Here is a 23,964-nt window from a genome sequence, read left to right on the forward strand (position 1 = left end):
CTTCCGCGTTGTCCGGGCCTCATTCGAACCCGTACCGCCGCGCCGACTCCTCCTCCTGTGCCAGCCGGTGCAGTGCCTGCAGGGCCGGCTCGTTGAGGATCGCCCCCAGGATCGCGAACTCGACCTGCTCCGCGTCCGACGGGTACGCCTCCATGTTGTCCAGGTCCAGCACGGCCGTGCGGTGCATCAACTCGGCGTACGGCGCGAGCTGTTCGGCTCCCCAGTCGAAGCCGAGCCGGCGGAACGCGGCCAGCGCCACCACCAGCGAGCGGTACGCGGGGGAGATGGACGTCAGCTGCCTGGCGTGCTGCCAGCCGAGCCGGTCCAGCAGCGCGCCGACCTCCCGGTGCGCGGCCCGCACGTACTCGTCGTCCTCGTCGGGCTCGGGCACCTGCGGCAGCGCCCACAGGGCCGCGCCCAGCCGGATCGTGCGGCCCAGGGAGTCGTCGTCGACGTGTCCCAGCACCTCGCGTACGGTCGCCACCGGCACCCGGCCGATCTGGATCATCGCGCGCACCAGCCGCAACCGGCGCAGATGCTCCTCGTCGTACTCGGAGGTCGTCGCGTTGATCTGACGGCCCTGCGGCAACAGCCCTTCGCGCAGGTAGTACTTGATCGTCGCGATGGACACCCCGCTGCGGGTGCTCAGTTCGGCGAGCCGCATGTCTTGCGCTCCTTCTCGGATACCGACACTATCCAACCATCGCCACTCGGATAGCGCTGGTCGCCAACCAAGGGGAAGTGGTCACATGGTGTCCCGAACGACCGCCGACGCGAAGGGCGATGTCGTCGTCCTGCTGATCGGCATGCGGATCAATCAGTTCCGGGCCGTGCGGCTGTGGCTCCCGGTGCTGCTCGCGATGTTCCGCATGCTGCGCGAGCTGGGGAAGGCCCCGGAGCGGGGACTGCTCGGCCACGTCCTGCTGACGGCCTCGCCACGCACGTACTACGTCGTGCAGTACTGGGAGTCCAAGGAGAAGCTGTACGCCTACGCGACCGCGCCGGACGCCTTCCACCACAAGGCGTGGGCCACGGTCAACCACAAGGAGCGCACCGGAAAGCTGCGCGGGCAGGTCGGCATCTGGCACGAGACGTACATCGTGCCCGAGGGGTCGTACGAGTCCATCTACGGCGACATGCCCGCGTTCGGGCTGGCCGCCGCGCACGGGCAGATCCCGCTGGAGAGGCGGGGGCGGTACGCGAAGGACCGGTTCGCCCACCGCTCGCAGCAGCCGCCGGTGGCGGAGAAGACCGGCTGAGACAGGGGGAGCGCAGGGGGACGGGGGAGCGGGGAGGGTCTGCCGCGGCGTTGAGGCGGGCCCTCCCCGTTGCCGTTCCCGTGCCTGGCCGCACGTCAGCCGGTGCGGCGCAGGGCCTCCGACAGACGGGCGGCGGCGTCGATGACCGCCTGGGCGTGCATACGGCCGGGGTGGCGGGTCAGGCGCTCGATGGGGCCGGAGACCGAGACGGCGGCCACCACGCGGTTGGACGGGCCGCGTACGGGCGCCGAGACGGAGGCGACGCCCGGCTCGCGCTCGCCGATGGACTGGGCCCAGCCGCGACGCCGTACGCCCGACAGGGCCGTCGCCGTGAAACGGGCGCCCTGCAGGCCGCGGTGGAGGCGCTCGGGCTCCTCCCAGGCCATCAGGATCTGCGCGGAGGAGCCGGCCTTCATGGTGAGCGTCGAGCCGACCGGGACGGTGTCCCGAAGGCCGGACAGCCGTTCCGCCGCGGCGACGCAGATGCGCATGTCGCCCTGGCGGCGGTAGAGCTGGGCGCTCTCGCCCGTGACGTCGCGCAGATGCGTGAGCACCGGGCCGGCCGTCGCGAGCAGGCGGTCCTCGCCGGCCGCGGCCGCGAGCTCGGCCAGCCGGGGGCCGAGAATGAAACGGCCCTGCATGTCGCGTGCCACCATGCGGTGGTGCTCCAGGGCCACGGCCAGTCGATGGGCCGTCGGTCGTGCCAGTCCGGTGGCCGCCACCAGTCCCGCGAGGGTGGCCGGGCCGGACTCGAGGGCGCTCAGGACAAGGGCTGCCTTGTCCAGAACGCCGACGCCGCTACTGTTGTCCATGCAACGATACTCACGTCTCACTCTGTGAAACGCAAGTTCCTTTTTTCGTGAGACGCGCAACCCTTGTATCCACAGCGGCCCGCTGACCGAACGGGCCGGATGACGGACGCCCGTGAACAGGGGCCGGGTGCGCCGTCTCCTCAAGATCTCTAGTTGGGCCGGTGGACGTTTGCCGGCCGGAGGGAAAGCGATGGGTAGGACACTCGCGGAGAAGGTCTGGGACGACCACGTCGTCCGGCGCGCCGAGGGCGAGCCCGACCTCCTCTTCATCGATCTCCACCTCCTGCACGAGGTGACCAGCCCGCAGGCCTTCGACGGCCTGCGTCAGAACGGCCGCCCGGTGCGCCGTCTCGACCTCACCATCGCGACCGAGGACCACAACACCCCGACCCTCGACATCGACAAGCCGATCGCGGACCCGGTCTCCCGGGCCCAGCTGGAGACGCTGCGCAAGAACTGCGCCGAGTTCGGGGTACGGCTGCACCCGCTGGGCGACGTCGAGCAGGGCGTCGTGCACGTCGTCGGCCCGCAGCTGGGCCTGACCCAGCCCGGTACGACGGTCGTCTGCGGTGACTCGCACACCTCCACGCACGGTGCCTTCGGCGCGCTGGCGTTCGGCATCGGCACCTCGCAGGTCGAGCACGTGCTGGCCACCCAGACGCTGCCGCTGGCCCGCCCGAAGACCATGGCGATCACGGTCGACGGCGAGCTGCCCGAGGGCGTCACCGCCAAGGACCTGATCCTGGCGATCATCGCCAAGATCGGTACCGGCGGCGGCCAGGGCTACATCCTGGAGTACCGCGGCTCCGCCATCGAGAAGCTCTCGATGGAGGCCCGGATGACCATCTGCAACATGTCGATCGAGGCCGGCGCCCGCGCGGGCATGATCGCCCCCGACGAGACGACCTTCGCCTACCTCAAGGGCCGTCCGCACGCCCCCGAGGGCGAGGAGTGGGACGCGGCCGTCGCGTACTGGAAGACGCTCAGGACGGACGACGACGCCGAGTTCGACGCCGAGGTGGTCATCGACGCCGCCTCGCTGTCGCCGTTCGTCACCTGGGGCACCAACCCCGGCCAGGGCGCGCCGCTTTCGGCGTCCGTCCCCGACCCGGCTTCGTACGAAGACGCTTCGGAGCGCCTCGCCGCCGAAAAGGCCCTGGAATACATGGGGTTGGCGGCCGGACAGCCGCTGCGGTCCATCAACGTGGACACCGTCTTCGTAGGTTCCTGCACGAACGGCCGCATCGAGGACCTGCGGGCCGCGGCCGAGCTCCTCAAGGGCCGCAAAGTCGCCGACGGCGTACGGATGCTGGTCGTCCCGGGCTCCGCGCGCGTGGGTCTGCAGGCCGTCTCCGAGGGCCTGGACGTCGTCTTCAAGGAGGCCGGCGCCGAATGGCGGCACGCGGGCTGCTCGATGTGCCTCGGCATGAACCCCGACCAGCTGGCCCCGGGTGAGCGCTCCGCCTCCACCTCCAACCGCAACTTCGAGGGACGGCAGGGCAAGGGCGGCCGTACGCACCTGGTCTCGCCGCAGGTCGCCGCCGCGACCGCCGTGCTGGGCCACCTGGCCTCGCCCGCCGACCTGACCGACGTAACCGCCGCCGCGCCCGCTGGAGTCTGAGAGTCATGGAAGCATTCACCACGCACACCGGCCGGGCCGTCCCGCTGCGCCGCTCCAACGTCGACACCGACCAGATCATCCCTGCTCACTGGCTCAAGAAGGTGACCCGGGACGGTTTCGAGGACGGGCTGTTCGAGGCCTGGCGCAAGGACGAGAACTTCATCCTCAACCGCCCGGAGCGCAAGGGTGCCACCGTCCTGGTCGCAGGCCCCGACTTCGGCACCGGCTCCTCCCGTGAGCACGCGGTGTGGGCGCTGCAGAACTACGGCTTCAAGACCGTGATCTCCTCCCGGTTCGCCGACATCTTCCGTGGCAACTCGCTGAAGAACGGCCTGCTCACCGTGGTTCTGGAGCAGAAGATCGTGGACGCCCTGTGGGAGGTCACCGAGAAGGACCCCGAGGCGGAGATCACCGTCGACCTCGAGGCCCGCGAGGTACGCGCCGAGGGGATCACCGCCTCCTTCGAGCTGGACGAGAACTCCCGCTGGCGGCTGCTGAACGGGCTGGACGACATCTCCATCACCCTCCAGAACGAGGCGGACATCGCCGCCTACGAGGCGAAGCGGCCCTCGTACAAGCCGAAGACGCTCCAGGTCTGATTCCGGCCCCCTCCGGAGCATCTGAACACGGCTGGTTTCAGCCACCCGGTACCCCCGATCAGCCCGATCGGGGGTACTGCCATGTCTGCACCCGATCGGCCCCGCGTGGCTCTTGGACTTCGTTCAACTTCCCACGTTAGAAAGGGGGTTGCCGGGGTACGCGAGGGTTGTAGCCGTGACTTCCGCAGACGCCCGGACGGCCGTTTGAGGTGGCAGTTGCCCCCTGGGCAGGCGACAACTCGCCCCAGATGGCACAATCTGTGCATGGAACACGACGGCCAACTCGAGCTCTATGCGGCGGTCGCGGGCCAACTCAAGGAAGCGCACACAAGAGTGCGCGCACTGCAAGTCCCGGAGGGCGTACGGATGGCGCTGACCCGGAAGCTGCTGGTCATTACGGCCGCGGCCAAGCACGATCTCGCCGACGCGGCAAGGCGTCTGGAGGCGTTCGGAGCGGACCTCGACGAGGGGCGAATCCCCGAAGAGGACCACTGATCGCAGCCGGGACAGTCGAGTTCGTTGCGGCGCACGGGTGATTAGCCCGTTTCGTGTTTGATTTGCGGTATATATCTGCCTAACGTGCGAAAAAGCTTGAACACTTTCGTTCTGGCGATGTCTCCGAAGGGGAAGACGTGAACAAGGCGCAGCTCGTAGAAGCGATTGCCGACAAGCTCGGCGGCCGCCAGCAGGCAGCCGACGCTGTCGACGCGGTCCTGGACGCCATCGTCCGCGCGACGGTCGCGGGTGACCGGGTCTCGGTCACCGGCTTCGGTTCGTTCGAGAAGGTCGACCGTCCGGCCCGCTACGCCCGCAACCCCCAGACGGGCGAGCGGGTTCGGGTCAAGAAGACCTCCGTTCCGCGCTTCCGCGCGGGCCAGGGCTTCAAGGACCTGGTCAGCGGCTCGAAGAAGCTCCCCCGCGGCGGCGAGGTCGCCGTCAAGAAGGCGCCCAAGGGCAGCCTGACCGGCGGTGCTTCGACGACCGTGAAGAAGGCCGCGGCCAAGAAGGCGACCACGAAGGCGGCCGCCGCGAAGAAGACCACCGCGAAGAAGACGGCGGCCAAGAAGACCACGGCCACCGCCAAGAAGACCACCGCGAAGAAGACGACGGCCAAGAAGACCACCGGCGCCGCCAAGACCTCCGCGGCGAAGAAGACCACCGCCCAGAAGGCTACGGCCAAGAAGGCGCCGGCCAAGAAGGCCCCCGCCAAGAAGTCGGCCGCCCGCAGCACCGCCAAGAAGGCCACGGCCCGCACCAGGTAAGGGCACAGGGGCACTCACGCGCCGGGCCGGACTCCCCGTGGAGCCCGGCCCGCGGCGCGTTGTGGGACGGCCGGGTCAGAAGGTCTGCAGCGTCACCAGAGTGATGTGCGGGCCGTCCTCGGCTCCCTCGACCTCGATCCGTACCCGCTGACCGGGCCTGAGCAGCCTCAGCCCGCCCGCGTCGAACGCCTCGGCGTCGAACGGGACGGGGGTTCCGTCGTCGAGCAGCACACTGCCGCTGCGCGTATCGGCGTCGTAGGTGTACGCGGTCGCCTGCATGAAGCGCAGCCTACTGTCCCGGGATCAGCAACCGCGCGGCCACCGCCGCCGTCCGGGGACCCACGCCGAGGGCCAGCGCGGCCCGCAGATCGTCGCCGGTGTCCACGTCCTGGCGCACCGAGTCCACGTCGTCGAGCGCCAGTTCCACGGCGCCGGACGCGCGATGCCGGGCCCGGGAATCCGTACCGAATGCCGGCAGCAATTCCCGGCCGGGGGCAGCGGCCAGCAGAGTGGTGCCGATATTCGCGGCATCCGGCATGAATGCGCGCGGGAATTCCGCCGCCGCGTCGAGGACCCGCGCCAATTCCAGGGAGCGCAGCGCCGGGAGGTCGGCGTTCAGGGCGGCCACCGGGGTGTCGGGCCGGTCGGCGCGCACGGCCGTCACCGCGTGCGCCAGGGCCGCGTTCAGCCCGCCGTGCGGCTCGTCGGTGACGACACGGGCGCCCAGCGCGGCCAGCTCGCGGCCGGCCAGGGCGTCGTCCGTGACGACCGCCACATCCTTCACCGCCGGGCAGGCCAGCGCCGCGGCCACCGTGTCCTGGGCGAACGCGAGGGCGAGGCCCGGGCGCACCCCGTCGTGGGCGGTGTCCGAGAGCCGGCTCTTGGCCCGCGCCAGGGGTTTCACGGGTATGACCAACGTCCACTGCACGAGCGTTCCGTCCCTCTCTTCTCGCGGTCATTGTCACTCAGCCGTCACCTGGGCCATCTGGTGGTCCGGGCGTCGGGGCGTACGGTGTTCTCGACAGACCGGCGGCCTGGGGCGACACTTGTGCGGCCCCCCGGCCCGATGTACCGGGCCGACCTGCTTGGCCCCTAGAGGAAGGTGCGCGCGTGCCCCGCCGCAGAATCGGCTTCTGGTACCGCTTCGCCGCGGTGCTCTGCAAACCGCCGCTGGTGGTTCTGATCAAGCGGGACTGGCGCGGAATGGAGCACATTCCGGCCGAGGGCGGATTTATCACCGCGGTGAACCACAATTCCCATGTGGACCCCTTCGCGTACGCGCACTATCAGTACAACACCGGACGGGTACCGCGATTCCTCGCGAAGAGCGGGCTTTTCAAGAAGGGATTCGTCGGCGCCGCGATGCGCGGCACCGGACAGATCCCCGTCTACCGCGAGTCCACCGACGCGCTCAGCGCCTTCCGCGCCGCGGTCGACGCCGTGGAGCGCGGTGAGTGCGTGGTGTTCTACCCCGAGGGAACGATCACTCGCGACCCCGACGGCTGGCCCATGACCGCCAAGACCGGTGCGGCGCGCGTCGCCCTGCAGACCCGGTGCCCGGTCATCCCCGTCGCCCAGTGGGGCGCCAACGAACTGCTGCCGCCGTACAGCACCAGGCCGCACATCCTGCCGCGCAAGACCCACCACGTGCTCGCGGGCCCGCCCGTGGACCTCACGCGGTTCTACGGCAAGGAGATGACCGCGGACGTGCTCAGGGAGGCCACCGAGGTCATCATGGCCGCGATCACCCGCCTGCTGGAGGAGATCCGCGGCGAGAAGGCGCCCGAGACGCCGTACGACCCGCGCCGCGAGCGCATCGAGCAGCGGCGCAGGACCCAGGCGCAGTCCGGTCACGAGGGGGAGACGAGCAAGTGAGCAGGCCCGTCAAGGCGGCGGTCTTCGGTACCGGTTCATGGGGCACCGCCTTCGGCGTTGTGCTCGCCGACGCGGGCTGCGAGGTGACCCTCTGGGGCCGCCGCGCCGAACTCGCCGAAGCGGTCAACTCCTCGCGTACGAACCCCGACTACCTCCCCGGAGTCGAACTCCCGGAGAACCTCCGGGCGACCGCGGACGCCGCCGAGGCCGCGCGCGACGCCGACTTCACGATACTGGCGATCCCCTCCCAGACCCTGCGCGCCAACCTCGCCGACTGGGTCCCGCTGCTCGCCCCGGACACGGTCCTCGTCTCCCTCATGAAGGGCGTCGAACTCGGCTCCGCCATGCGGATGAGCGAGGTGATCGAGGACGTCGCCAAGGTCGGCGCGGACCGTGTCGCCGTCGTCACCGGGCCCAACCTCGCCCGTGAGATCGCCGCCCGGATGCCGGCGGCCGCCGTGGTCGCCTGCACCGACGAGGCGGTGGCCCAGCGGCTCCAGGCGGCCTGCCACACGCCGTACTTCCGGCCCTACACGAACACCGACGTGGTCGGCTGCGAACTGGGCGGCGCGGTCAAGAACGTCATCGGGCTCGCGGTCGGCATCGCGGACGGCATGGGGCTCGGCGACAACGCCAAGGGCTCGCTCATCACGCGCGGCCTAGCCGAGACCACGCGGCTCGGGGTCGCGCTGGGCGCCGACCCGCTGACCTTCTCCGGGCTCGCCGGTCTGGGCGACCTGGTGGCCACCTGCTCCTCGCCGCTGTCCCGCAACCACACCTTCGGCACCAACCTCGGCAAGGGCATGACCCTGGAGGAGACCATCGCGGTCACCAAGCAGACCGCGGAGGGCGTCAAGTCCTGCGAGTCGGTGGCGGATCTGGCCCGCCGGCACGGTGTGGAGATGCCGATCACGGAGACGGTCGTCGACATCGTGCACGAAGGCAAGCCGCCCGTCGTGGCGTTGAAGGAACTGATGTCGCGCAGCGCGAAGCCGGAACGACACTGAGCGACCCCCCGGGGCGCACGCTGTCTCAGGGCACTACCACCGGGTACTCTCAACGCGATATGAGCACCGAGAACCTTCCCCAGAGCCCTGAGCAGCCGTCTCGCAAGCCGCGCGTGGCCGTCGTGTTCGGCGGGCGCAGCTCCGAACACGGGATCTCCGTGGTCACCGCCGGCGCCGTCCTCAAGGCCATCGACCGGACGAAGTACGACGTCCTGCCGATCGGCATCACGCGGGAAGGCCGCTGGGCCCTGACCGCCGACGAGCCGGACCGCATGGCGATCACCGACCGCCGTACCCCGGAGGTCGAGGACGTGGCCGAGTCGGGCGAGGGCGGCGTGGTGCTCCCCCTCGACCCCGGCAACCGCGAAGTCGTCGTCAGCGAGCCCGGATCGGTGCCCAAGGCGCTCGGCGAGGTCGACGTGGTCTTCCCCGTCCTGCACGGCCCGTACGGCGAGGACGGCACCCTGCAGGGCCTGCTGGAGCTCTCCGGTGTCCCGTACGTGGGCGCGGGCGTGCTCGCCTCGGCCGTCGGCCAGGACAAGGAGTACATGAAGCGGGTGTTCACCTCCTTCGGGCTGAAGGTCGGCCCGTACGTGGTGATCCGGCCCCGGGAGTGGGAGCGGGACGAGTCCGCGGCCCGCAGGAAGATCGTGGACTTCGCCGGCGAGCACGGCTGGCCGCTGTTCGTGAAGCCCGCGCGCGCGGGTTCGTCGATCGGCATCACCAAGGTCGACGACCTGTCCGGCCTGGACGAGGCGATCGCGGAGGCCCAGCGCCACGACCCGAAGATCCTGGTCGAGGCGGCGGTGGTGGGGCGCGAGATCGAGTGCGGGGTGCTGGAGTTCGAGGACGGTCCGCGGGCCTCCGTCCCCGCGGAGATCCCGCCGCCGGACGCGCACGCGTACTACGACTTCGAGGCCAAGTACATCGACTCGACCCCGGGGATCGTGCCCGCGCCCCTGACCCCGGAGGAGACGGCCGAGGTCCAGCGCCTGGCGGTGGAGGCCTTCGAGGCGGCCTCCTGCGAGGGCCTGGTGCGCGCGGACTTCTTCCTCACCGGCGAGGGCTTCGTCATCAACGAGATCAACACCCTGCCCGGATTCACGCCCATCTCGATGTACCCGCAGATGTGGCAGGCGAGCGGCATCGGCTACCCGGAGCTGGTGGACCGGCTCATCCAGGCGGCCCTGCGCAGGTCGACAGGTCTTCGGTAGACCTTCGCGGTCAGTCGGCGATCCCTTCGGGGATCGCCTTCTTTATCGCCGGAGCAAGGTCGACGAGCGGGGACATGCCGTCTCCCGTGCGGCCCTTGGGGATGGTGACCTCGACATACGCCCTGCGCAGGGTCGTGGTGAACCGGAACGAGCCGTCGCCCTGCTTCTCCAGCAGCCAGCCCACCCCGTTCACCTCGACCCCGTCGGCCTCCGGATCGCTCATCTTCGCGGGCCGTACGACACCGCAGCGCAGTATGATCGCCGGGTTCCCCCAGCCCGCGGTCAGCGCGGACGCGGGCTCGGGATCCCGGCGATCCTGACCGTCCACCTCGGCCGGCAGCACCTTGTCCAGCTTCTGGCACAGCCCGGTCACCGTCGCACCAGGCGAGGGAACCGCGGCCCTGGCACTGTCGTCTGCCGAGGAGCAGCCCGCGAGCGTGACCAGCAGGGCGAGCATGGGCAGGCCGGTGAGCCGGTGACGGAAGAAGTTCACCGGCCAAGGGTAGACGGGGGCTACAGATGGACGACCGGGCAGGTCAGGGTGCGGGTGATGCCGTCCACCTGCTGGACCTTCGCGACCACCAGGCGGCCCAGGTCGTCCACGGTGTCGGCCTGCGCCCGCACGATCACGTCATAGGGTCCTGTCACGTCCTCGGCCTGGATCACCCCAGGAATCTTGCTGATCGTCTCGGCGACGGTCGACGCTTTGCCGACGTCCGTCTGGATCAGGATGTACGCCTGTACCACGGAACCTCCAGGGCGGCCACGAGGATCATGTGGGGAAAAGGAACGCCACGGTATCGCGTCGCCGCGCGCCGCGGGGAGACCCGCGAAGGCCGTGGCTCACGCGCCGGGGTGTGGGCACGACACAGGTTGACGGACACCTCGACGGTATCGAGGACACTGATGACGCGCGACCGGGAACGGCCAGGGACAGAAGGGGAGCAAGGGCAATGAAGGGCACTGTTGGTGAGCTCGGGGAGTTCGGGCTCATCAGGGAGCTCACCTCCCGTCTCACCACCACCCCGGCGGTCCGGGTCGGCCCCGGCGACGACGCCGCGGTGGTCGCCGCGCCCGACCGACGGGTGGTGGCCTCGACCGACATCCTCCTGGAGGGCCGGCACTTCCGCCGCGACTGGTCCACGGCCTACGACGTGGGCCGCAAGGCAGCCGCGCAGAACCTCGCGGACATCGCCGCCATGGGCGCCGTGCCGACCGCGCTGCTGCTCGGCCTGGTCGTGCCCGCCGAACTGCCGGTGACCTGGCCGAGCGAGCTGATGGACGGCATCCGCGACGAGTGCCAGGTCGCGGGTGCCTCCGTGGTCGGCGGCGATGTCGTACGCGGCGACACGATCATGGTGTCGATCACCGCGCTCGGCGATCTGCGCAACCAGGAGCCCATCACCCGGGGCGGCGCCCAGCCGGGCGACCTTGTCGCGGTCACCGGCTGGCTGGGCTGGTCGGCGGCCGGCTACGCGGTGCTCTCCCGCGGCTTCCGCTCGCCGCGCGCCTTCGTGGAGGCCCACCGGCGCCCGGAGCCGCCGTACCACGCGGGCCCGGCGGCCGCGGGGCTCGGCGCGACCGCGATGTGCGACGTCAGCGACGGGTTGATCGCCGACCTCGGGCACATCGCCGAGGCCAGCAAGGTGCGCATCGACATCCGCTCCGGCGCGATCGACATCCCCTCGCAGATGAGCGACATCGGACAGGCCGTCGGTGTCGATCCCATGCAGTGGGTGCTGACCGGGGGAGAGGACCACGCGATCGTGGCCACCTTCCCGCCGGACGTGAAGCTCCCGGCGCGCTGGAAGGTGATCGGGGAGGTCCTCAACCCCTCGGCGCTGCCCCAGGTGACGGTCGACGGGGCGCCGTGGACGAGCAAGGGCGGCTGGGACCACTTCGGGGACATCGAGTCATGAGCCCCCCGCCCCGGGTGCTGACGGTCGCCGGGTCGGACTCCGGCGGAGGCGCCGGGGTCCAGGCCGACCTGAAGACGATGCTGGCGCTCGGCGTGCACGGCATGAGCGTCGTCACGGCCGTCACCGCGCAGAACTCCCTTGGTGTGCAGGGCGCCTGGGAGCTGCCGGTGGAGGCGGTGCGGGCGCAGTACCGGAGCGTGGTCGACGACATCGGCGTACAGGCCGTCAAGACCGGGATGCTGGCCTCGGCCGAACTCGTCGAGGCCGTGGCCGAGTTGATCGCCGGGACGGACGCCCCGGCGGTCGTCGACCCGGTGGGCGTCTCCAAGCACGGGGACCCGCTGCTGGCCGCGTCCGCGCTGGAGTCCGTACGCGAGCGGCTCCTGCCGGCCGCGACCGTGGCGACCCCGAACCTCGACGAGGTCGCCCAACTCACCGGTGTGCGGGTCGAGTCGGAGGGACAGCTGAAGGAGGCCGCGGCGGCCGTGCTGTCGTACGGACCGCGATGGGTGCTCGTCAAGGGCGGTCATCTGCCCGGTGACGCCGTGGACCTGCTCACCGACGGCACCGAGGAGCACTGGCTGCGCGCGCCCCGGCACGACAACCGGCACACGCACGGCACGGGCTGCACCCTCGCCTCCGCGATCGCGTCGCAGCTCGCGAAGGGGCGGACCGTGCCGGAGGCGGTGGCCGCCGCCAAGGAGTACGTCACCGGGGCCGTCGCCGCCGGCTTCGCCCTCGGCGGCGGGATCGGGCCCGTGGACCACGCCTGGGCGCTCAGAACGGGTACTCCCTCAGCTTGATGTCCGTGGCCGCCTTCTCGGTCATCCGCTTGAAGAAGCGGGCCAGCGGACGGGAGGCGAGGATCCGGTACATCCGGTCCCGGCTGCGGATGCGCCGCTCGGTCGCCGGGGCGAAGAACGGGCCCGCGTTCCCGGAGATCTTCTGGCAGCCCTTGGCGAAGTCCCGGATCCGGGTCTCGTACTCCGCGAAGGCGGTACGGAAGTCGCCGTCGGCGAGGGCGAGTTCACCGGCGAGGACGTACGCGCCGACGATCGCCACACCCGTGCCCATGCCGCCCATGGTCGCCCCGTACCCGGCGTCGCCGAGCAGCGCCACGCGCCCCTTGGTGAGGCGGTCGACGTGGATCTGGGCGATGGCGTCGAAGTACAGGTCGTCGGTCTCCTCGAGGGCCTTGAGGATCGTCGGCCCCTCCCAGCCCAGTCCGGCGAAACGCTCCCTGAGGATCCGCTTCTGCGCGGTGACGTCCCGGCGGTCGTAGCGCAGTTCCTCGGACCGGAAGACCAGCAGCGCGCCGGCGCGGTCCGGGTCGCCGTCGTAGTTGCCGACGACGACCGCGCGGCCGGGCTCGCTGTAGACCCGGCCGGTCCGGTCGAGGCCCAGATGGTTGGGGACGTCGAAGCCGGCCACGTAGTGGTCGAAGAAGCGCAGGTAGCGGGATTCGTCGCCGAAGACCAGCCGACGGGTGTGGGAGTGCAGTCCGTCCGCGCCGACGACCAGGTCGAAGCGGCGGGGAGCGCCCCGCTCGAAGGTGACGTCCACGCCCAGCGGGTCCTCGGCGAGGGTGGCGATCGAGTCCCCGAAGACGTACTCGACGTCGTCCTTCGTCCGCTCGTGCATGATCCGCGCGAGCTCGCCGCGGAAGATCTCCACGTCGCCGCTCATCATGTCCGCGGGCAGGTCCACGCGCGGGGTGCCGTCCGCGTCGACGACGGTCTGGCGGCCCATGTGGGTCTGACGGGCGTGGATCTCGTCCCAGATGCCCATGGAGGTGAGGACCTTGCGGTGGACGTGGCCGCGGAAGTCGACCGCGAAGCCGCCGCCGCGCAGCTCGGGGGCCTTCTCGACGACGGTCACCCGGGCGCCGAGACGGGCCAGGTTGAGGGCGACGGCGGGGCCGGCGACGCTCGCGCCGGAGACCAGGACACTGAGGTTGCTGAGGTTCTTCGTCATGCGGTGAGCCTCGGCGGCGCCGCTGACCGTCCGCCTACCGTTCGCTGACCGCCGCTGACCGCAGGCTCCGGCCCCGCTCGAAGGCCGCCGCGTAGGCCTCCGCTGACAGCCCGGCGCGGGCCTCCCGTTCGGTGCGTACGACGTCCGGGGCGCCCACGTCGGGGGCGCCCCGCAGGCCCGTCGCGGCGCCCAGCAGGACGGCGGCCCGTTCGGGCGACCCGGCGACGGACGCCAACGCCTCGGCCACCTCGGCGAGTTCGAGTTCGCCGGGGCCTTCGACGGCGAGTTCGGCGGCCTGCCGGAACCAGTCGCGGGCCTCCTCGGCACGGCCCTCGGCGACGGCGGTGCGCCCGAGCCCGATGAGGATCCGTGCGGTCTCACCGACGCTGAACCAGTTGGCGGCGCAGGTCTCCAGAGCGGCTTCGTACTGCTCACGCGCGCGTGCCGGGTCTCCGGCCAGCCGGGCCGCGTCACCGAGGCCGCGCCGGGCGCCCGCCATCTTGTCGGGCAGACCGGCGTCACGGGCGAGCGCCAGCGCCTGCCCGAAATGGATCTCGGCACCGGCCTTGTCGCCCTGGTGCAGCAGCACGGCGCCCCGGGTGCGCAGCAGGTCGGCGGTCTCCTCGGGGGCCGCCACCTCCCGCATGTACGCCAGTCCCTCGTCGATCAGCTCCAGGGCGCGCCGCGCGTCCCCGCGCGCGAGGGCGAACATGCCGAGCGGATCGAGGCAGTTGGCCATGCCCCAGCGGTCGCCCGTCTCCCGGAACGCCTCCAGCGCCCGGGTGAAGCTCTCCTCGGCCTCCCGCGGCCGGCCCGCGAACCGCTCCTGGAAACCCAGGCCCACCTCCAGCAGCGCCCGAGCCCACGGGTCCTCGCCGGCCAGGGCTATGGCCCGGTCGTTGCTCGCCGGCCGGGGGCCGATCGCCAGCGACCACAGCATGAGGATGTACGGCAGCCGCAGCGGACCCTCGTACGCGGCCAGCAGGGCGTCCACGCGCGCGACGAGCCCGTCGCGGCCGGCCGCGTCCTCGCCGTCGCCGAGGAGCACGTTGATCGCGCACAGCACGTACTCCTCCGTCAGCCCCGCAGGCGGCGCGTCCCCGACGGCGGCCAGCAGCTCACGCGCCGACGCCACCTGTCCGCCGTGCAGCCCGCGCAGTCGCCAGAAGCACGACAGGACGGCCATCAGCCGCAGGGCATCCTCGGGGCCGTGGCGTACGAGGTGGCGCAGCGCGGCGTCCAGGTTGTCGTGCTCGGCGGACAGCCGCTCCAGCCACGGCAGTTGACCGCCGCCCCGGATCTTCGGCTCCGCCTCCTCGGCCAGCCGCAGGAAGTACGCGGCGTGCGCGTCGGCGAGACCGCCCGGGTCGCTCAGGTCCTCCGCGGCGAACGCCCGGATCGTCTCCAGCATCCGGTAGCGCCCCTCGGACACCTCCACGAACGACTTCTCGACCAGCGAGGCCAGCACGTCCTCCGGGTACGGCAGCCCGCACACCGCCTCGACCGCCTCCAGGGCGGCGCCGCCGGAGAACACCGTCAGCCGCCGCGCAAGCTCCCGCTCCTCCTCGTCCAGCAGCTCCCAGCTCCACTCCACGACGGCGCGCAGCGTGCGATGCCGGGGTGCCTTGGAGCGGTCGCCGCGCGAGAGCAGCCGGAACCGGTCGTCCAGCCGCTCGGCGAGCTCGTCCGGGGTGAGGGTGCGCAGCCGGGCGGCCGCCAGCTCGATGGCGAGCGGGAGCCCGTCGAGGGCGGCACAGATGTCGGGCACGCGCGCGTGGCCGTCGAAACCGGGGCGCACGGCGCGGGCCCGGTCCAGGAAGAGCCGCTCGGCGGGCTCCGGCCGCAAGGGCGGTACGGGGACCAGGACCTCGCCGGTGATGCCGAGCGACTCCCGGCTGGTGGCGAGGACACGGACGCCCGGGCAGGCGGCGAGCACCAGGGCCGAGACCCGGGCCGCGTCCTCGACGAGATGCTCGCAGTTGTCCAGCACCAGCAGCACGTCCCGGTTCTCCAGCGCCCCCAGCAGCCGGTCCGTACTGTCGGCCGCCCGGCTGCGAAACCCCTCACGCACGCCGAGGGCGGTCAGGACGGCGTACGGGATCTGCTGCCCGTCGGCGACGGGAGCGAGCTCCACGAAGCAGACGTCGGTGGAGGGGGACGGGCGGCCGGCGGAGGAGCGAGCACCGGTGCCCGTGCGGTTCGTGAGGGCGGCTGCCGCCTCGATCGCCAGCCGGGTCTTTCCCGCGCCGCCCGGGCCCGTCAGGGTGATCAGACGGGCCTCGGCGAGCAGGGCGGCCATGCGGGCGAGTTCGGGCTCGCGGCCGACGAAACGGGTGAGCTGGACCGGGAGGCGGCGGCGCTCGGGCTCGGTGCCCTGCAGCAGCTCCAGGTGCAGCGCGGACAGCTCCGGCGACGGGTCGGCGCCCAGCTCGTCCGCGAGGGTGCGCCGGGCCTCCTCGTACACCGTCAGCGCCTCCGCGGGCCGCCCGCCCGCGTGCAGGGCCCGCATCAGCTGCCCGTACAGCCGCTCACTCAGCGGATGGTCCCGCAGCAGCGCCCGCAGCTCCGGTACGAGTTCGGGACCGCCACCGAGCCGCAGGTCCGCCTCGATCCGGTCCTGTACGGCGGCCAGCCGCAGCTCCTCGAGCCGGGCGACCTCCGCGTGCGCGGACGGCAGGTCGGGCAGCGCGGGCCCGCGCCACAGTGCGAGCGCCTCCCGCAGCCGGGCCGCCGCGCCCTTGTGGTCACCGTCGGCGAGGGCGGCTCGCCCTTGACCGGCCAGCTGTTCGAAACGGTGCGCGTCGACGGACTGGGGCGGTACGGCGACGCGGTACCCCGCGGGCAGCGCCTCGACGTCCGTGTGCGGGGCCAGGCGGCGGCGCAGCCGGGAGATCTGCGACTGCAGCGCGTTGGCGGCCCCGGCGGGCGGCTCGGTGCCGTACAGGCCGTCCGTGAGCCGCCGCGTGGAGACGGGGTGGCCTGCGGCCAGGAGCAGCAGGGTGAGCAGGGCGCGGGGGCGGGGGCCGCCGGGGTCGACGGGGGTGCCGTCGTCGGTGCGTACCTCCAGGGGGCCCAGGATGCCGAAGCGCATGGGTACAGCTTGTCAGGGCACGGCATTGTCGGAGCACAGCAAAAAGCCGGTCCACACGAGGTGGACCGGCTCAGTGCAGCGAACCAGCGGTGGCCGCGCGCTTAGCTGTGCGTCAGCGCGAGACCTTGCCGGCCTTGATGCACGAGGTGCAAGCGTTCACGCGCTTCGGCGTCCCGCCGACCACGGTACGGACGCGCTGGATGTTCGGGTTCCAGCGACGGGACGTACGGCGGTGCGAGTGCGAGATGTTGTTGCCGAAGCCCGGCCCCTTGCCGCAGACGTCGCAGTTGGCAGCCACGGGTCACTCCAAAGACTTCAGATGCACTTACGGTTGGATCCCGGCATGCCGGGATCGCGATCGCAGGATCAGATCTGAGTGGCGTTGCCAGGGGAATGGCCCGATCTGGATCGGGCAACCGGAGCAGCATACAACGACTGCGCCAGTACAACGAAACTACCATGGCTGCTGACACCCCTGGCCCCCGCCCTCTTCCGGCACCGACCGTCCCTGGGTCTACGCTGCGTCCAGTCCAGCTCAGGGAGGCGCAGGTGGCGCGGGTGCCGCAGACATTCCTCGATGCTCTCGCGGTGCGCACCTGGTGCGGTCTCGCCCTGGAGGCGCTGGGACGCGCGCGCGAGGAGATCGACGCGATCAACGTCTACCCCGTGGCCGACGGGGACACCGGCACCAATCTGTATCTGACCATGGAGTCCGCCGCGGCCGCGGTCGAGGCCGTCTTCGCCGGTCACGAGGCCGGCGTGGAGGCCGGGAAGCCGACCCTGGCGGAGGCCGTGCGCGCGATGGCGCACGGGGCGCTGATCGGCGCCCGGGGCAACTCCGGGACCATCCTCGCGCAGCTGCTGCGAGGCATGGCGCAGGTGCTCGCCGAGGACGGTGAGACGCCTCACACCGACGGCGACGGGCTGCGGCTCGCCCTGCGGCACGCGGCCGACTCGGCCCGGCAGGCCGTCGCGCACCCCGTCGAGGGCACGGTCCTGTCGGTCGCCTCGGCCGCCGCCGACGCGGCCGGGGACGACGCCGAGGACGACTGCGGATCGGTCGCCCGGGCCGCCCACGCGGGCGCGTGCACCGCGCTGGCCGCGACGCCGGGCCAGCTGGCGGTCCTGGGCCGCGCGGGCGTGGTCGACGCCGGCGGGCGCGGGCTGGTGACGGTGCTGGGCGCGCTGGTCGAGACGTTCACGGGGGAGACGCCGGGGGGAGCGCCGGTGCCGGGCGATCTGACGCATGCGCACGTCGAACTCGGCGACCTCGTTTCCGATGCGCTTCACGCGCGCGTGGAGATCGTTTCGGGTGGGTCAGGCACCGCGGTCGAGGCGTGCCCCGCCCCGGTGGCGGACGCCGACCCTGGGACGGACGCCGGCCCCGCCTTCGAGGTGATCTACCTCCTGGAGGCCGAGGACGCGGCCGTGACGCGGCTGCGGGACCGGCTCGACGCGCTCGGGGACTCCCTGGTCGTGGTCGGCGGCGACGGGCTGTGGAACGTGCACGTGCACGTGGACGACGCGGGCGCCGCCGTAGAGGCGGGCGTCGAGGCCGGGCGGCCGTACCGGATCCGGATCACCCACTTCGGCGCCGGTGACGTGCACACCACCGGTGCCGAGCGGCCGCCCCGGGAGCGGGTGCAGCGTGCCGTGGTGGCGGTCGTGCCCGGCGAGGGCCTGGCCGGGCTGTACGCGGAGGCCGGCGCGACCCCCGTGCTCGCGCGCCCCGGGGAGCCGCCCGCGAGCGGGGAGCTGGTGAACGCCGTACGGCGCGCCCACGCGCGTGAGGTCGTGCTGCTGCCCAACGACGCCGATCTGCGCCACACCGCGGCCGCGGCGGCCGAGCAGGCCCGCGCCGAGGGCATCCGGGTCGCCCTCATCCCCACGCGCTCCGCGGTCCAGGGCATCGCGGCGCTCGCCGTGCACGAACCCGAGCGCCGCTTCGACGAGGACGTGGTGTCGATGACCTCGGCGGCCGGCGCGACCCGCTACGCCGAGGTCGCCGTCGCCGAGCGCCAGTCCTGGACCATGGCCGGCATCTGCCAGGCAGGCGACGTCCTCGGCCTCATCGACGGCGACGTGGCGGTGATCGGCACCGATGTCACCGCCACCGCCGAGACCGTCCTGGACCGCATGCTCCAGGCCGGCGGCGAACTCGTCACCCTCGTCCTCGGCGACGAGGCCCCGGAGTCCGTGGCCGCCCGACTGGAGGCACGCGTGCGTGAGTCCTATCTCGCCGTCGACACGGTGGTCTACCGCGGCGGCCGCCAGGGCGCGCTGCTACTGATCGGCGTGGAGTGACCTAGGGCCTGGCCTGCTCCTGCGTCACCTGCAGCAGTTGGTCGGCCTCCGCGCGGCGGTCCCGGGCCGTCTCGTCCTCGGTGCCGGCTCCGTCGTACGCCGTGAGCACGGCACGCGCGCGGGCCGCCGCGTCGGCCGGGCGGCCGAGGTCGGCCTCCAGCCAGCCCGCGGCGAGTTCGGCGCCGGTACGGCTGTGCAGGGCGTCCTCGTCCTCCAGCGAGGCGAACACCGCGACCGCCTCGCCGACCTGGACCAGGGCGTCCTCCAGCGCGGCCCGGATCGCGTCGTCGTCGGCGTCCTCGGCGGCGGAACGGGCCAGCAGATCCCCGAACTGGCGGTGCGTGTGGCCCAGTTCGGCGACCAGACGCTCCCGCGCCTCCTCCTCGGCCTCGCCGGCGCCCAGCACCCGCTCGCACTCCCCGACCGCGGCCGACATCAACTCCCGTGCCGCGTCCGCCCCGTCGTCCGCGCGCAGCGCGAGCCACGCACGCGCGCGCAGGGAGCGGACCAGGCCGTGGATGTTGCCGAGCGAGCGCCACAGCTCGCCCGCGCGCGCGTACGCCTGATCGGCCTCGGCGGGCAGTCCGGCGGCCCCGAGGGACTCGGCGGCGAGGTGGGCGAGCGTGGCGTGGTCGTGCTGCTCGGGCCAGTGCCGGGCGATCTCGGCGGCCCGCAGCCGCCGTTCGGCCGCCTCCCGGTGCTCGCCCAGCTCGCTCAGGCAGTCACCGAGCCACCACTGAGCCTGGACGACCGCTCCGTCGCCGTGGGTCTCCACGGTCAGGTCGGGCAGCGCGGACTCCAGCACCTCCGCGGCCTCGGCGAACCGTCCCTGCCGCAGCAGGAAGCCGCCCAGCTGATGCCGGGCCCAGGCACCGAGCGTGGGCCCCTCGCCCGCCTCGTCGGCCCAGTGCGCGGCCTCCAGGGAGTGCTCGGCGGCCTCCACGGCGAGTCCCCGGCCGCCCACGACCTCGGCGAGCTGGAGATGCAGCTGGGCCCGCCCGACCGCCTCCAGCTGCGTCCCGCCGTGCTCCAGGGCCGCCCGCAGCGCCCGCTCCGTACCGGCGATGTCGCCCAGGTGGTGCGACAGCCCCGCAAGCCGGGCCTCGTACTCGACCGCGAACCACGGCAGCCCGGCCGCCACGAACCCGTCCGAGGCCCGCGTGAACAACTCCACGGCCCCCTCCGGATCGCCGCCCTGCAACGCCAGCTCCGCGAGCATGGCCAGACCCTCGGCCTCCCGGGCGGCGATCCGCACGTCGTCCCCGGTGTACCCCCCGACCAGGGCGAGCAACTCCCGCACGGCACGCTCGGCCTCGGCGAGCACGCCGTCCGCGGACGGGGCCCGCGAGGGAGCCGCGCCGGTCTCGTCCGGCACCTCACCGACCGCCCCGTCCTCCCCGTTCACCCCCGCCCCGGCCTCGGCCAGCTCCTGCACCCGGCGCATCAGCACCCGCGCCCGGCCCATCAGCACCGACGCCGTCTGCCTCAGCCCCGTCGCCTCGTCGGCGTACAGGGCGAGGATCTCGTCGTAGGGCTCGGCGACCTGGGCGACGGCCTCGTCGACGCGGCCCGTGAGGGCGCGTACGTACGCCGCACGCGTGCGTGCCGCCAGTGCCTCGCCCGGGTCGCCCGCCTCGGCGTACAGCTCGGCGGCCCGCTCGAAGAGCTCGGCGCCCTCGGGCCCCCGGCCCATCGCCTGGTGGTCGACGATCTCGGCGCGGTCGCGGACGTCCAGTTCGACGCCCTCGGCGGCCCGCGCCACCGCCGCCCACGCCTCCACGGCGTTCGGCCGCAGGGTGTCCGACAGGCGCCGCGCCTCGGTCAGCAGGGCCAAAAGGTCCCGCTCCTCCTCCGGGGACACCGTGACCGGCTTCGCCACCGGTGCGGCGGGCGCCGGGCGCACCGCGCGGACGCCGAGCGGCAGCCGCTCCACCAGAGGACTCTGCGCCATACGCGCGCGTGCCCGCTCACTGACGTGGGCGGTCCCGTTGCGCTCGTCGAAGCGCGCCGCCAGGGCCAGGGCCTCGGTACGAGCGTGCGTGGCGAGTTCGCGGGCCGTCCAGGACCGTCCGGCCGGCCCGGGCACCTCACGGTCCGCGAGCCCCATCTCGACGAGCCGGTCCATGAGCAGGGCCACCACGCTCAGGAAGTCCAGCCGGCTGCGCGGCTGCCCGGTGTCCGTGAAGTACGCGGGCCGCTCCGCCAGCAGCTCCAGGCCCCGCGCCTCGTTCCCGGTCAGCGCGCAGAACTCCACGTGGTCCGCGTACGCGCCCCGCATGCTCTCCATGGGCCGCACCAGCCGGAAGCCCCGCAGATGGTTGGCGCGCGCCTCGTCCGCGCGGCCCAGCCGCAGCAGCGGCACCAGCGAGGACGCGAGCACCGTGTGCGGCTCGTGCGCGCACGTGAACTCGCCCTCCAGGACCGGCCGCCACAGCAGCAGCGCCTCCGCGTCCCGGCCCCGCTCCGCCTGCCACCAGCCCTGCCCGTGCAGCTCGCAGGCGTGGCAGTCGGCCATGCTGTCCCGGTCCGCCGCGAGCCAGGCGGTGTACGCCCGCTCCGCGCGCGGGACGTCACCCACGTGCGCGGCGACGCTGAACTCGGCGCTGCGCACGGCCCGTTCGGAGTGCCCGGCGAGCCGGTAGCGGTGCTCCATCTCGCCGAGCCACTTCTCGATCGAGGCGAGCGGGACGTGCGGCTGGTCGAGCATGCCGGACGACATCCACTTGAAGACCCAGTGCAGTGAGTGCGTCTCGTACTCGTCGAAGTCCTCGGGCCGTTCGTCCCACATGCGCAGCAGACGCGCGAAGGGGACGAACATCTTGTCCTTCTCGGAGCTGTAGTTGTAGACCTTCAGCTGGTGCCCGAGCGCCTCGATGACGGCGAGCGGGATGCCCAGCTTCTCCGCCTCGGCGAGCAGTTGCTCCGCGCGCGCGTTGCGCGCCGGCCCCTCCGGCCGTTCGGAGTTCTCCGCCATCGCCCGGCGCAGGGAGTCGAAGTCCGTGATCCCAGCCATCAGCGGCCGTCCTCCCCGTGTGCGGACTCTCCGTTTGCGGACTCTCCGTGGGTGGCCCATTCCAGCAGGCCGATGAACGCCCGGTTCAGCAGGGCGGTGTCCGCGGGCCTCAGCGGCCGCTGCGCCATCAGCAGGGCCTGCCCGTACAGGGACTCCGTGGCCGTGCCGATCAGTTCCGCGTCGCCCAGCGAACTGATCCTGCGGACCAGGGGGTTGAGATGGTTGAGCACCAGACGCGCGCGAGGAGCGCTGCCGCGCAGCGAACCGAGGATGCCCGCCCACAGGTCGTCGGCCTGTTCCGCGGCGTCCGCGCGGGCCTGTTCATGCCGGGCGGAGCGGTCGTCGAGGTGGAGGGCGGGGACCGAGACGGGGTGGAAGGCGCGCAGTACTATGTCACATTGCACCGCGTCCAGCCGGGCCCGCGCCGCCGCCAGGAACCCCGACAGGGCCAGCTCCTCCGCCGCGTCCACGGCGTCCAGATGCGCCGTCACGGTGTCCGCGTCCAGCTCCGCGACCACCGTCCCCGGACGCACCGACGGCAACGCCTCGACCAGCTCGCCGTCGTACGTGTAACCGCCGTTGATCACCCCGATGCCCTGCGCGGAGGCGATCGGCGCGACCTGCCGGTACTCCTCCACCGTCCGCGTGAAGTGCACCACCCGGTGCCGCTGCGCGAACTCCTCCAGCGACAGCCGCCCGTCGGTCGTCTCGAACGGCAGCCACGGCAGCATCGTCCGCAGCATCTCCCGGTCGTGCCGCGCCAGGGACTTCACGCCCAGGTGGTGCACCGACAGGAAGGCCGCCAGCCGCTCCGGATCACCGGCCGCGAGCCCGGTCAGCCAGGCCCGGATCCGTTCGCCGAGCGCCTCCCGCACGGCCGCCAGAGTCTCGTCCTCGTACAGCGACTCGCGCGAGGCCGTGGGCCGCAGGCTGTCCGTGTCGAGCACGCAGCGCACGAAGAACGCCCAGTCCGGCAGCAGCTGTTCGGCCCGCTCGGTCAGCAGCATGCCCTTGAGGTGCACCCGGTGCGTCGCCCGCTGCGCCGGACTGACCGCCGACGGCAGCACGTACGCCACCCCCCGGATCCCGGCGAGCGGTACGTCCAGCTCGATCGTGTCCAGCGGGGTGAACCCGAACAGCTCGTGGCAGTGCCGCGCCAGGGCCACCCGGCGGGTGGCGGGGGAGGGGTAGGGACGGTCCCAGGGCGCGGGCAGGTCCGTGACCGCCTCCTCGCCCACCCGGACGTCGTACGGCAGCAGCGAACCGAAGTCCCGCGCCAGCGTGAGCACCCGCTCGGGCGACAGCCACTCCCCGGCCCCCGCCCGCGCCACCAGATGCACGGTGGTGCCCGGTTCGGGCCGCGCCGCGGCGGGCAGCGTCCGCACGGTGTAGGAGCCGTCGTCGCTCGCCGTCCACTCCACGGGCGCCGCGTCCGGGGTACGGGCGCTGCGGCTGACGACCCGGATCCGCTCGGCCACCACGAAGCAGGCCAGCAGCCCGATGCCGAACTGCCCGAGGAAGTCCGAACGGACCTCCTGGATCCCGCCGGCGATCCCCTCGGAGCGCTTGGAACTGCGCCCGATGGTGGCCAGCAGGCTGTGCACGTCCGCCTCGGTGAGCCCGATGCCGGAGTCCTCCACCCGCAGCGCGCCCGCCTCCGCGTGCAGCCGCACCCGCGCCGGGGCGTCGGGCTGCTCGGCGCGCCGGGCGGTGATGGCGTCCACGGCGTTCTGCAGCAGCTCGCGCAGATAGACCCGTGGACTGGAGTAGAGGTGATGGGAGAGCAGGTCCACCAGTCCACGCAGGTCGACCTGGAACGTATGAGGTGGCTGGGACGGCTGGGATGACTGTGAGGTCTGGGAGTCCATCGTCGCAGCGCCGGTGGGGGGACTGCACGTCGGCGCGGGGTCGGGCGGTCCCGATTGGGGCGGTGACCGCGGGGGATGGCCGGAGCGCGCCATCCTAAAGCCGGAACGAGCCGTCTGACCAGGGGTTTCGACAGACGTATACGGCG

General features: G+C 72.4%; 22 protein-coding genes. 11 read left to right on the forward strand and 11 right to left on the reverse strand.

From position 1 onward, the window contains the following. Window positions 1-19: 19 nt before the first annotated feature. Window positions 20-664, reverse strand: coding sequence for a MerR family transcriptional regulator (locus ACWCQ1_RS09730; RefSeq protein ID WP_451026201.1), 645 nt, complete (start codon window positions 662-664; stop codon window positions 20-22). 85 nt (window positions 665-749) lie between these two features. Here ACWCQ1_RS09730 and ACWCQ1_RS09735 point away from each other — a divergent pair, with 85 nt between their 5' ends. Continuing rightward, window positions 750-1,259 carry a DUF4188 domain-containing protein gene (locus tag ACWCQ1_RS09735; protein ID WP_451026202.1) on the forward strand — a complete coding sequence of 170 codons (510 nt, stop codon included), beginning with the start codon at window positions 750-752 and terminating at the stop codon, window positions 1,257-1,259. Window positions 1,260-1,354: 95 nt separating this feature from the next. Here ACWCQ1_RS09735 and ndgR read toward each other — a convergent pair whose 3' ends face one another. Continuing rightward, window positions 1,355-2,071 carry an IclR family transcriptional regulator NdgR gene (gene ndgR, locus ACWCQ1_RS09740; RefSeq protein WP_015036427.1) on the reverse strand — a complete coding sequence of 239 codons (717 nt, stop codon included), beginning with the start codon at window positions 2,069-2,071 and terminating at the stop codon, window positions 1,355-1,357. A gap of 190 nt (window positions 2,072-2,261) precedes the next feature. On the opposite strand from ndgR, the gene leuC reads away from it, so the two are divergent. From leuC to ACWCQ1_RS09760, 4 genes are all read left to right on the forward strand, one after another. Further along, on the forward strand, window positions 2,262-3,692 hold the full coding sequence (gene leuC / locus ACWCQ1_RS09745) for a 3-isopropylmalate dehydratase large subunit (RefSeq protein WP_208779092.1): 1,431 nt from the start codon (window positions 2,262-2,264) through the stop codon (window positions 3,690-3,692). 5 nt (window positions 3,693-3,697) lie between these two features. Next, complete coding sequence (gene leuD / locus ACWCQ1_RS09750) at window positions 3,698-4,291, forward strand: 3-isopropylmalate dehydratase small subunit (protein ID WP_358595620.1); 594 nt, start codon at window positions 3,698-3,700, stop codon at window positions 4,289-4,291. A 264-nt stretch (window positions 4,292-4,555) separates the two neighbouring features. Next, a complete protein-coding gene (locus tag ACWCQ1_RS09755; RefSeq protein WP_133046752.1) occupies window positions 4,556-4,786 on the forward strand; it encodes an SCO5555 family protein in 231 nt (76 codons plus the stop codon). 137 nt (window positions 4,787-4,923) lie between these two features. After that, a complete protein-coding gene (locus tag ACWCQ1_RS09760; RefSeq protein WP_133046753.1) occupies window positions 4,924-5,553 on the forward strand; it encodes an HU family DNA-binding protein in 630 nt (209 codons plus the stop codon). A 75-nt stretch (window positions 5,554-5,628) separates the two neighbouring features. Here ACWCQ1_RS09760 and ACWCQ1_RS09765 read toward each other — a convergent pair whose 3' ends face one another. Then, window positions 5,629-5,832, reverse strand: coding sequence for a hypothetical protein (locus ACWCQ1_RS09765; RefSeq protein ID WP_133046754.1), 204 nt, complete (start codon window positions 5,830-5,832; stop codon window positions 5,629-5,631). A gap of 10 nt (window positions 5,833-5,842) precedes the next feature. Further along, the gene (cofC, locus tag ACWCQ1_RS09770; RefSeq protein WP_451026203.1) at window positions 5,843-6,481 is read right to left on the reverse strand and encodes a 2-phospho-L-lactate guanylyltransferase; all 639 of its coding nucleotides are present in this window, start codon (window positions 6,479-6,481) and stop codon (window positions 5,843-5,845) included. Between the two features lie 182 nt (window positions 6,482-6,663). Here cofC and ACWCQ1_RS09775 point away from each other — a divergent pair, with 182 nt between their 5' ends. The 3 genes from ACWCQ1_RS09775 to ACWCQ1_RS09785 are packed head-to-tail and all read left to right on the forward strand — an operon-like array spanning window position 6,664 to window position 9,649. Continuing rightward, window positions 6,664-7,428: a lysophospholipid acyltransferase family protein gene (locus tag ACWCQ1_RS09775; protein WP_358595627.1), complete on the forward strand. Its 765-nt coding sequence runs from the start codon at window positions 6,664-6,666 to the stop codon at window positions 7,426-7,428. Beyond that, window positions 7,425-8,435, forward strand: coding sequence for an NAD(P)H-dependent glycerol-3-phosphate dehydrogenase (locus ACWCQ1_RS09780; RefSeq protein WP_133046757.1), 1,011 nt, complete (start codon window positions 7,425-7,427; stop codon window positions 8,433-8,435). Before ACWCQ1_RS09775 ends, ACWCQ1_RS09780 begins: the two co-directional genes overlap by 4 nt. 59 nt (window positions 8,436-8,494) lie before the next feature. Continuing rightward, complete coding sequence (locus tag ACWCQ1_RS09785; protein WP_133046758.1) at window positions 8,495-9,649, forward strand: D-alanine--D-alanine ligase family protein; 1,155 nt, start codon at window positions 8,495-8,497, stop codon at window positions 9,647-9,649. A 10-nt stretch (window positions 9,650-9,659) separates the two neighbouring features. Here ACWCQ1_RS09785 and ACWCQ1_RS09790 read toward each other — a convergent pair whose 3' ends face one another. Both ACWCQ1_RS09790 and ACWCQ1_RS09795 read right to left on the reverse strand, forming a co-directional pair. Next, window positions 9,660-10,142 (reverse strand): DUF3515 domain-containing protein, encoded by a 483-nt coding sequence (locus ACWCQ1_RS09790; protein ID WP_451026204.1) that lies wholly within the window; start codon window positions 10,140-10,142, stop codon window positions 9,660-9,662. A 20-nt stretch (window positions 10,143-10,162) separates the two neighbouring features. Next, entirely contained in the window at window positions 10,163-10,396 is a 234-nt protein-coding gene (locus ACWCQ1_RS09795) for an Lrp/AsnC family transcriptional regulator (RefSeq protein ID WP_057616476.1), read from the reverse strand. Between the two features lie 206 nt (window positions 10,397-10,602). Here ACWCQ1_RS09795 and ACWCQ1_RS09800 point away from each other — a divergent pair, with 206 nt between their 5' ends. Both ACWCQ1_RS09800 and thiD read left to right on the forward strand, forming a co-directional pair. Continuing rightward, entirely contained in the window at window positions 10,603-11,568 is a 966-nt protein-coding gene (locus tag ACWCQ1_RS09800) for a thiamine-phosphate kinase (RefSeq protein ID WP_451026205.1), read from the forward strand. Continuing rightward, complete coding sequence (gene thiD, locus ACWCQ1_RS09805) at window positions 11,565-12,371, forward strand: bifunctional hydroxymethylpyrimidine kinase/phosphomethylpyrimidine kinase (RefSeq protein ID WP_451026206.1); 807 nt, start codon at window positions 11,565-11,567, stop codon at window positions 12,369-12,371. The genes ACWCQ1_RS09800 and thiD overlap by 4 nt, the downstream gene beginning before the upstream one ends. On the opposite strand, the gene ACWCQ1_RS09810 is transcribed toward thiD, so the two are convergent. From ACWCQ1_RS09810 to rpmB, 3 genes are all read right to left on the reverse strand, one after another. Then, complete coding sequence (locus ACWCQ1_RS09810; protein ID WP_451026207.1) at window positions 12,346-13,542, reverse strand: FAD-dependent monooxygenase; 1,197 nt, start codon at window positions 13,540-13,542, stop codon at window positions 12,346-12,348. The two genes, thiD and ACWCQ1_RS09810, sit on opposite strands and share 26 nt — an antisense overlap. Before the next feature lie 34 nt (window positions 13,543-13,576). Next, on the reverse strand, window positions 13,577-16,633 hold the full coding sequence (locus tag ACWCQ1_RS09815; RefSeq protein ID WP_451026208.1) for a BTAD domain-containing putative transcriptional regulator: 3,057 nt from the start codon (window positions 16,631-16,633) through the stop codon (window positions 13,577-13,579). Between the two features lie 112 nt (window positions 16,634-16,745). Then, window positions 16,746-16,931, reverse strand: a complete 186-nt coding sequence (gene rpmB, locus ACWCQ1_RS09820; protein WP_003993230.1) for a 50S ribosomal protein L28 — start codon at window positions 16,929-16,931, stop codon at window positions 16,746-16,748. Window positions 16,932-17,182: 251 nt separating this feature from the next. On the opposite strand from rpmB, the gene ACWCQ1_RS09825 reads away from it, so the two are divergent. Continuing rightward, window positions 17,183-18,937 carry a DAK2 domain-containing protein gene (locus tag ACWCQ1_RS09825; protein ID WP_451026209.1) on the forward strand — a complete coding sequence of 585 codons (1,755 nt, stop codon included), beginning with the start codon at window positions 17,183-17,185 and terminating at the stop codon, window positions 18,935-18,937. Window position 18,938: 1 nt separating this feature from the next. Here the strand turns inward: ACWCQ1_RS09825 and ACWCQ1_RS09830 are convergent, their stop codons facing one another. Both ACWCQ1_RS09830 and ACWCQ1_RS09835 read right to left on the reverse strand, forming a co-directional pair. Then, entirely contained in the window at window positions 18,939-21,950 is a 3,012-nt protein-coding gene (locus ACWCQ1_RS09830; protein ID WP_451026210.1) for a tetratricopeptide repeat protein, read from the reverse strand. Next, complete coding sequence (locus ACWCQ1_RS09835) at window positions 21,950-23,818, reverse strand: HSP90 family protein (protein WP_451026211.1); 1,869 nt, start codon at window positions 23,816-23,818, stop codon at window positions 21,950-21,952. Before ACWCQ1_RS09835 ends, ACWCQ1_RS09830 begins: the two co-directional genes overlap by 1 nt. Window positions 23,819-23,964: the final 146 nt, after the last annotated feature.

Source organism: Streptomyces sp. NPDC002144, assembly GCF_053593695.1.

Bases quoted from the DNA above. Each gene is read 5' to 3' on its own strand.
- ACWCQ1_RS09730 (WP_451026201.1), bottom strand. From the start codon at position 664: ATGCGGCTCGCCGAACTGAGCACCCGCAGCGGGGTGTCCATCGCGACG.
- ACWCQ1_RS09735 (WP_451026202.1), top strand. From the start codon at position 750: ATGGTGTCCCGAACGACCGCCGACGCGAAGGGCGATGTCGTCGTCCTG.
- ndgR (WP_015036427.1), bottom strand. From the start codon at position 2,071: ATGGACAACAGTAGCGGCGTCGGCGTTCTGGACAAGGCAGCCCTTGTC.
- leuC (WP_208779092.1), top strand. From the start codon at position 2,262: ATGGGTAGGACACTCGCGGAGAAGGTCTGGGACGACCACGTCGTCCGG.
- leuD (WP_358595620.1), top strand. From the start codon at position 3,698: ATGGAAGCATTCACCACGCACACCGGCCGGGCCGTCCCGCTGCGCCGC.
- ACWCQ1_RS09755 (WP_133046752.1), top strand. From the start codon at position 4,556: ATGGAACACGACGGCCAACTCGAGCTCTATGCGGCGGTCGCGGGCCAA.
- ACWCQ1_RS09765 (WP_133046754.1), bottom strand. From the start codon at position 5,832: ATGCAGGCGACCGCGTACACCTACGACGCCGATACGCGCAGCGGCAGT.
- ACWCQ1_RS09785 (WP_133046758.1), top strand. From the start codon at position 8,495: ATGAGCACCGAGAACCTTCCCCAGAGCCCTGAGCAGCCGTCTCGCAAG.
- ACWCQ1_RS09800 (WP_451026205.1), top strand. From the start codon at position 10,603: ATGAAGGGCACTGTTGGTGAGCTCGGGGAGTTCGGGCTCATCAGGGAG.
- thiD (WP_451026206.1), top strand. From the start codon at position 11,565: ATGAGCCCCCCGCCCCGGGTGCTGACGGTCGCCGGGTCGGACTCCGGC.
- ACWCQ1_RS09810 (WP_451026207.1), bottom strand. From the start codon at position 13,542: ATGACGAAGAACCTCAGCAACCTCAGTGTCCTGGTCTCCGGCGCGAGC.
- ACWCQ1_RS09815 (WP_451026208.1), bottom strand. From the start codon at position 16,633: ATGCGCTTCGGCATCCTGGGCCCCCTGGAGGTACGCACCGACGACGGC.
- ACWCQ1_RS09830 (WP_451026210.1), bottom strand. From the start codon at position 21,950: ATGGCTGGGATCACGGACTTCGACTCCCTGCGCCGGGCGATGGCGGAG.
- ACWCQ1_RS09835 (WP_451026211.1), bottom strand. From the start codon at position 23,818: ATGGACTCCCAGACCTCACAGTCATCCCAGCCGTCCCAGCCACCTCAT.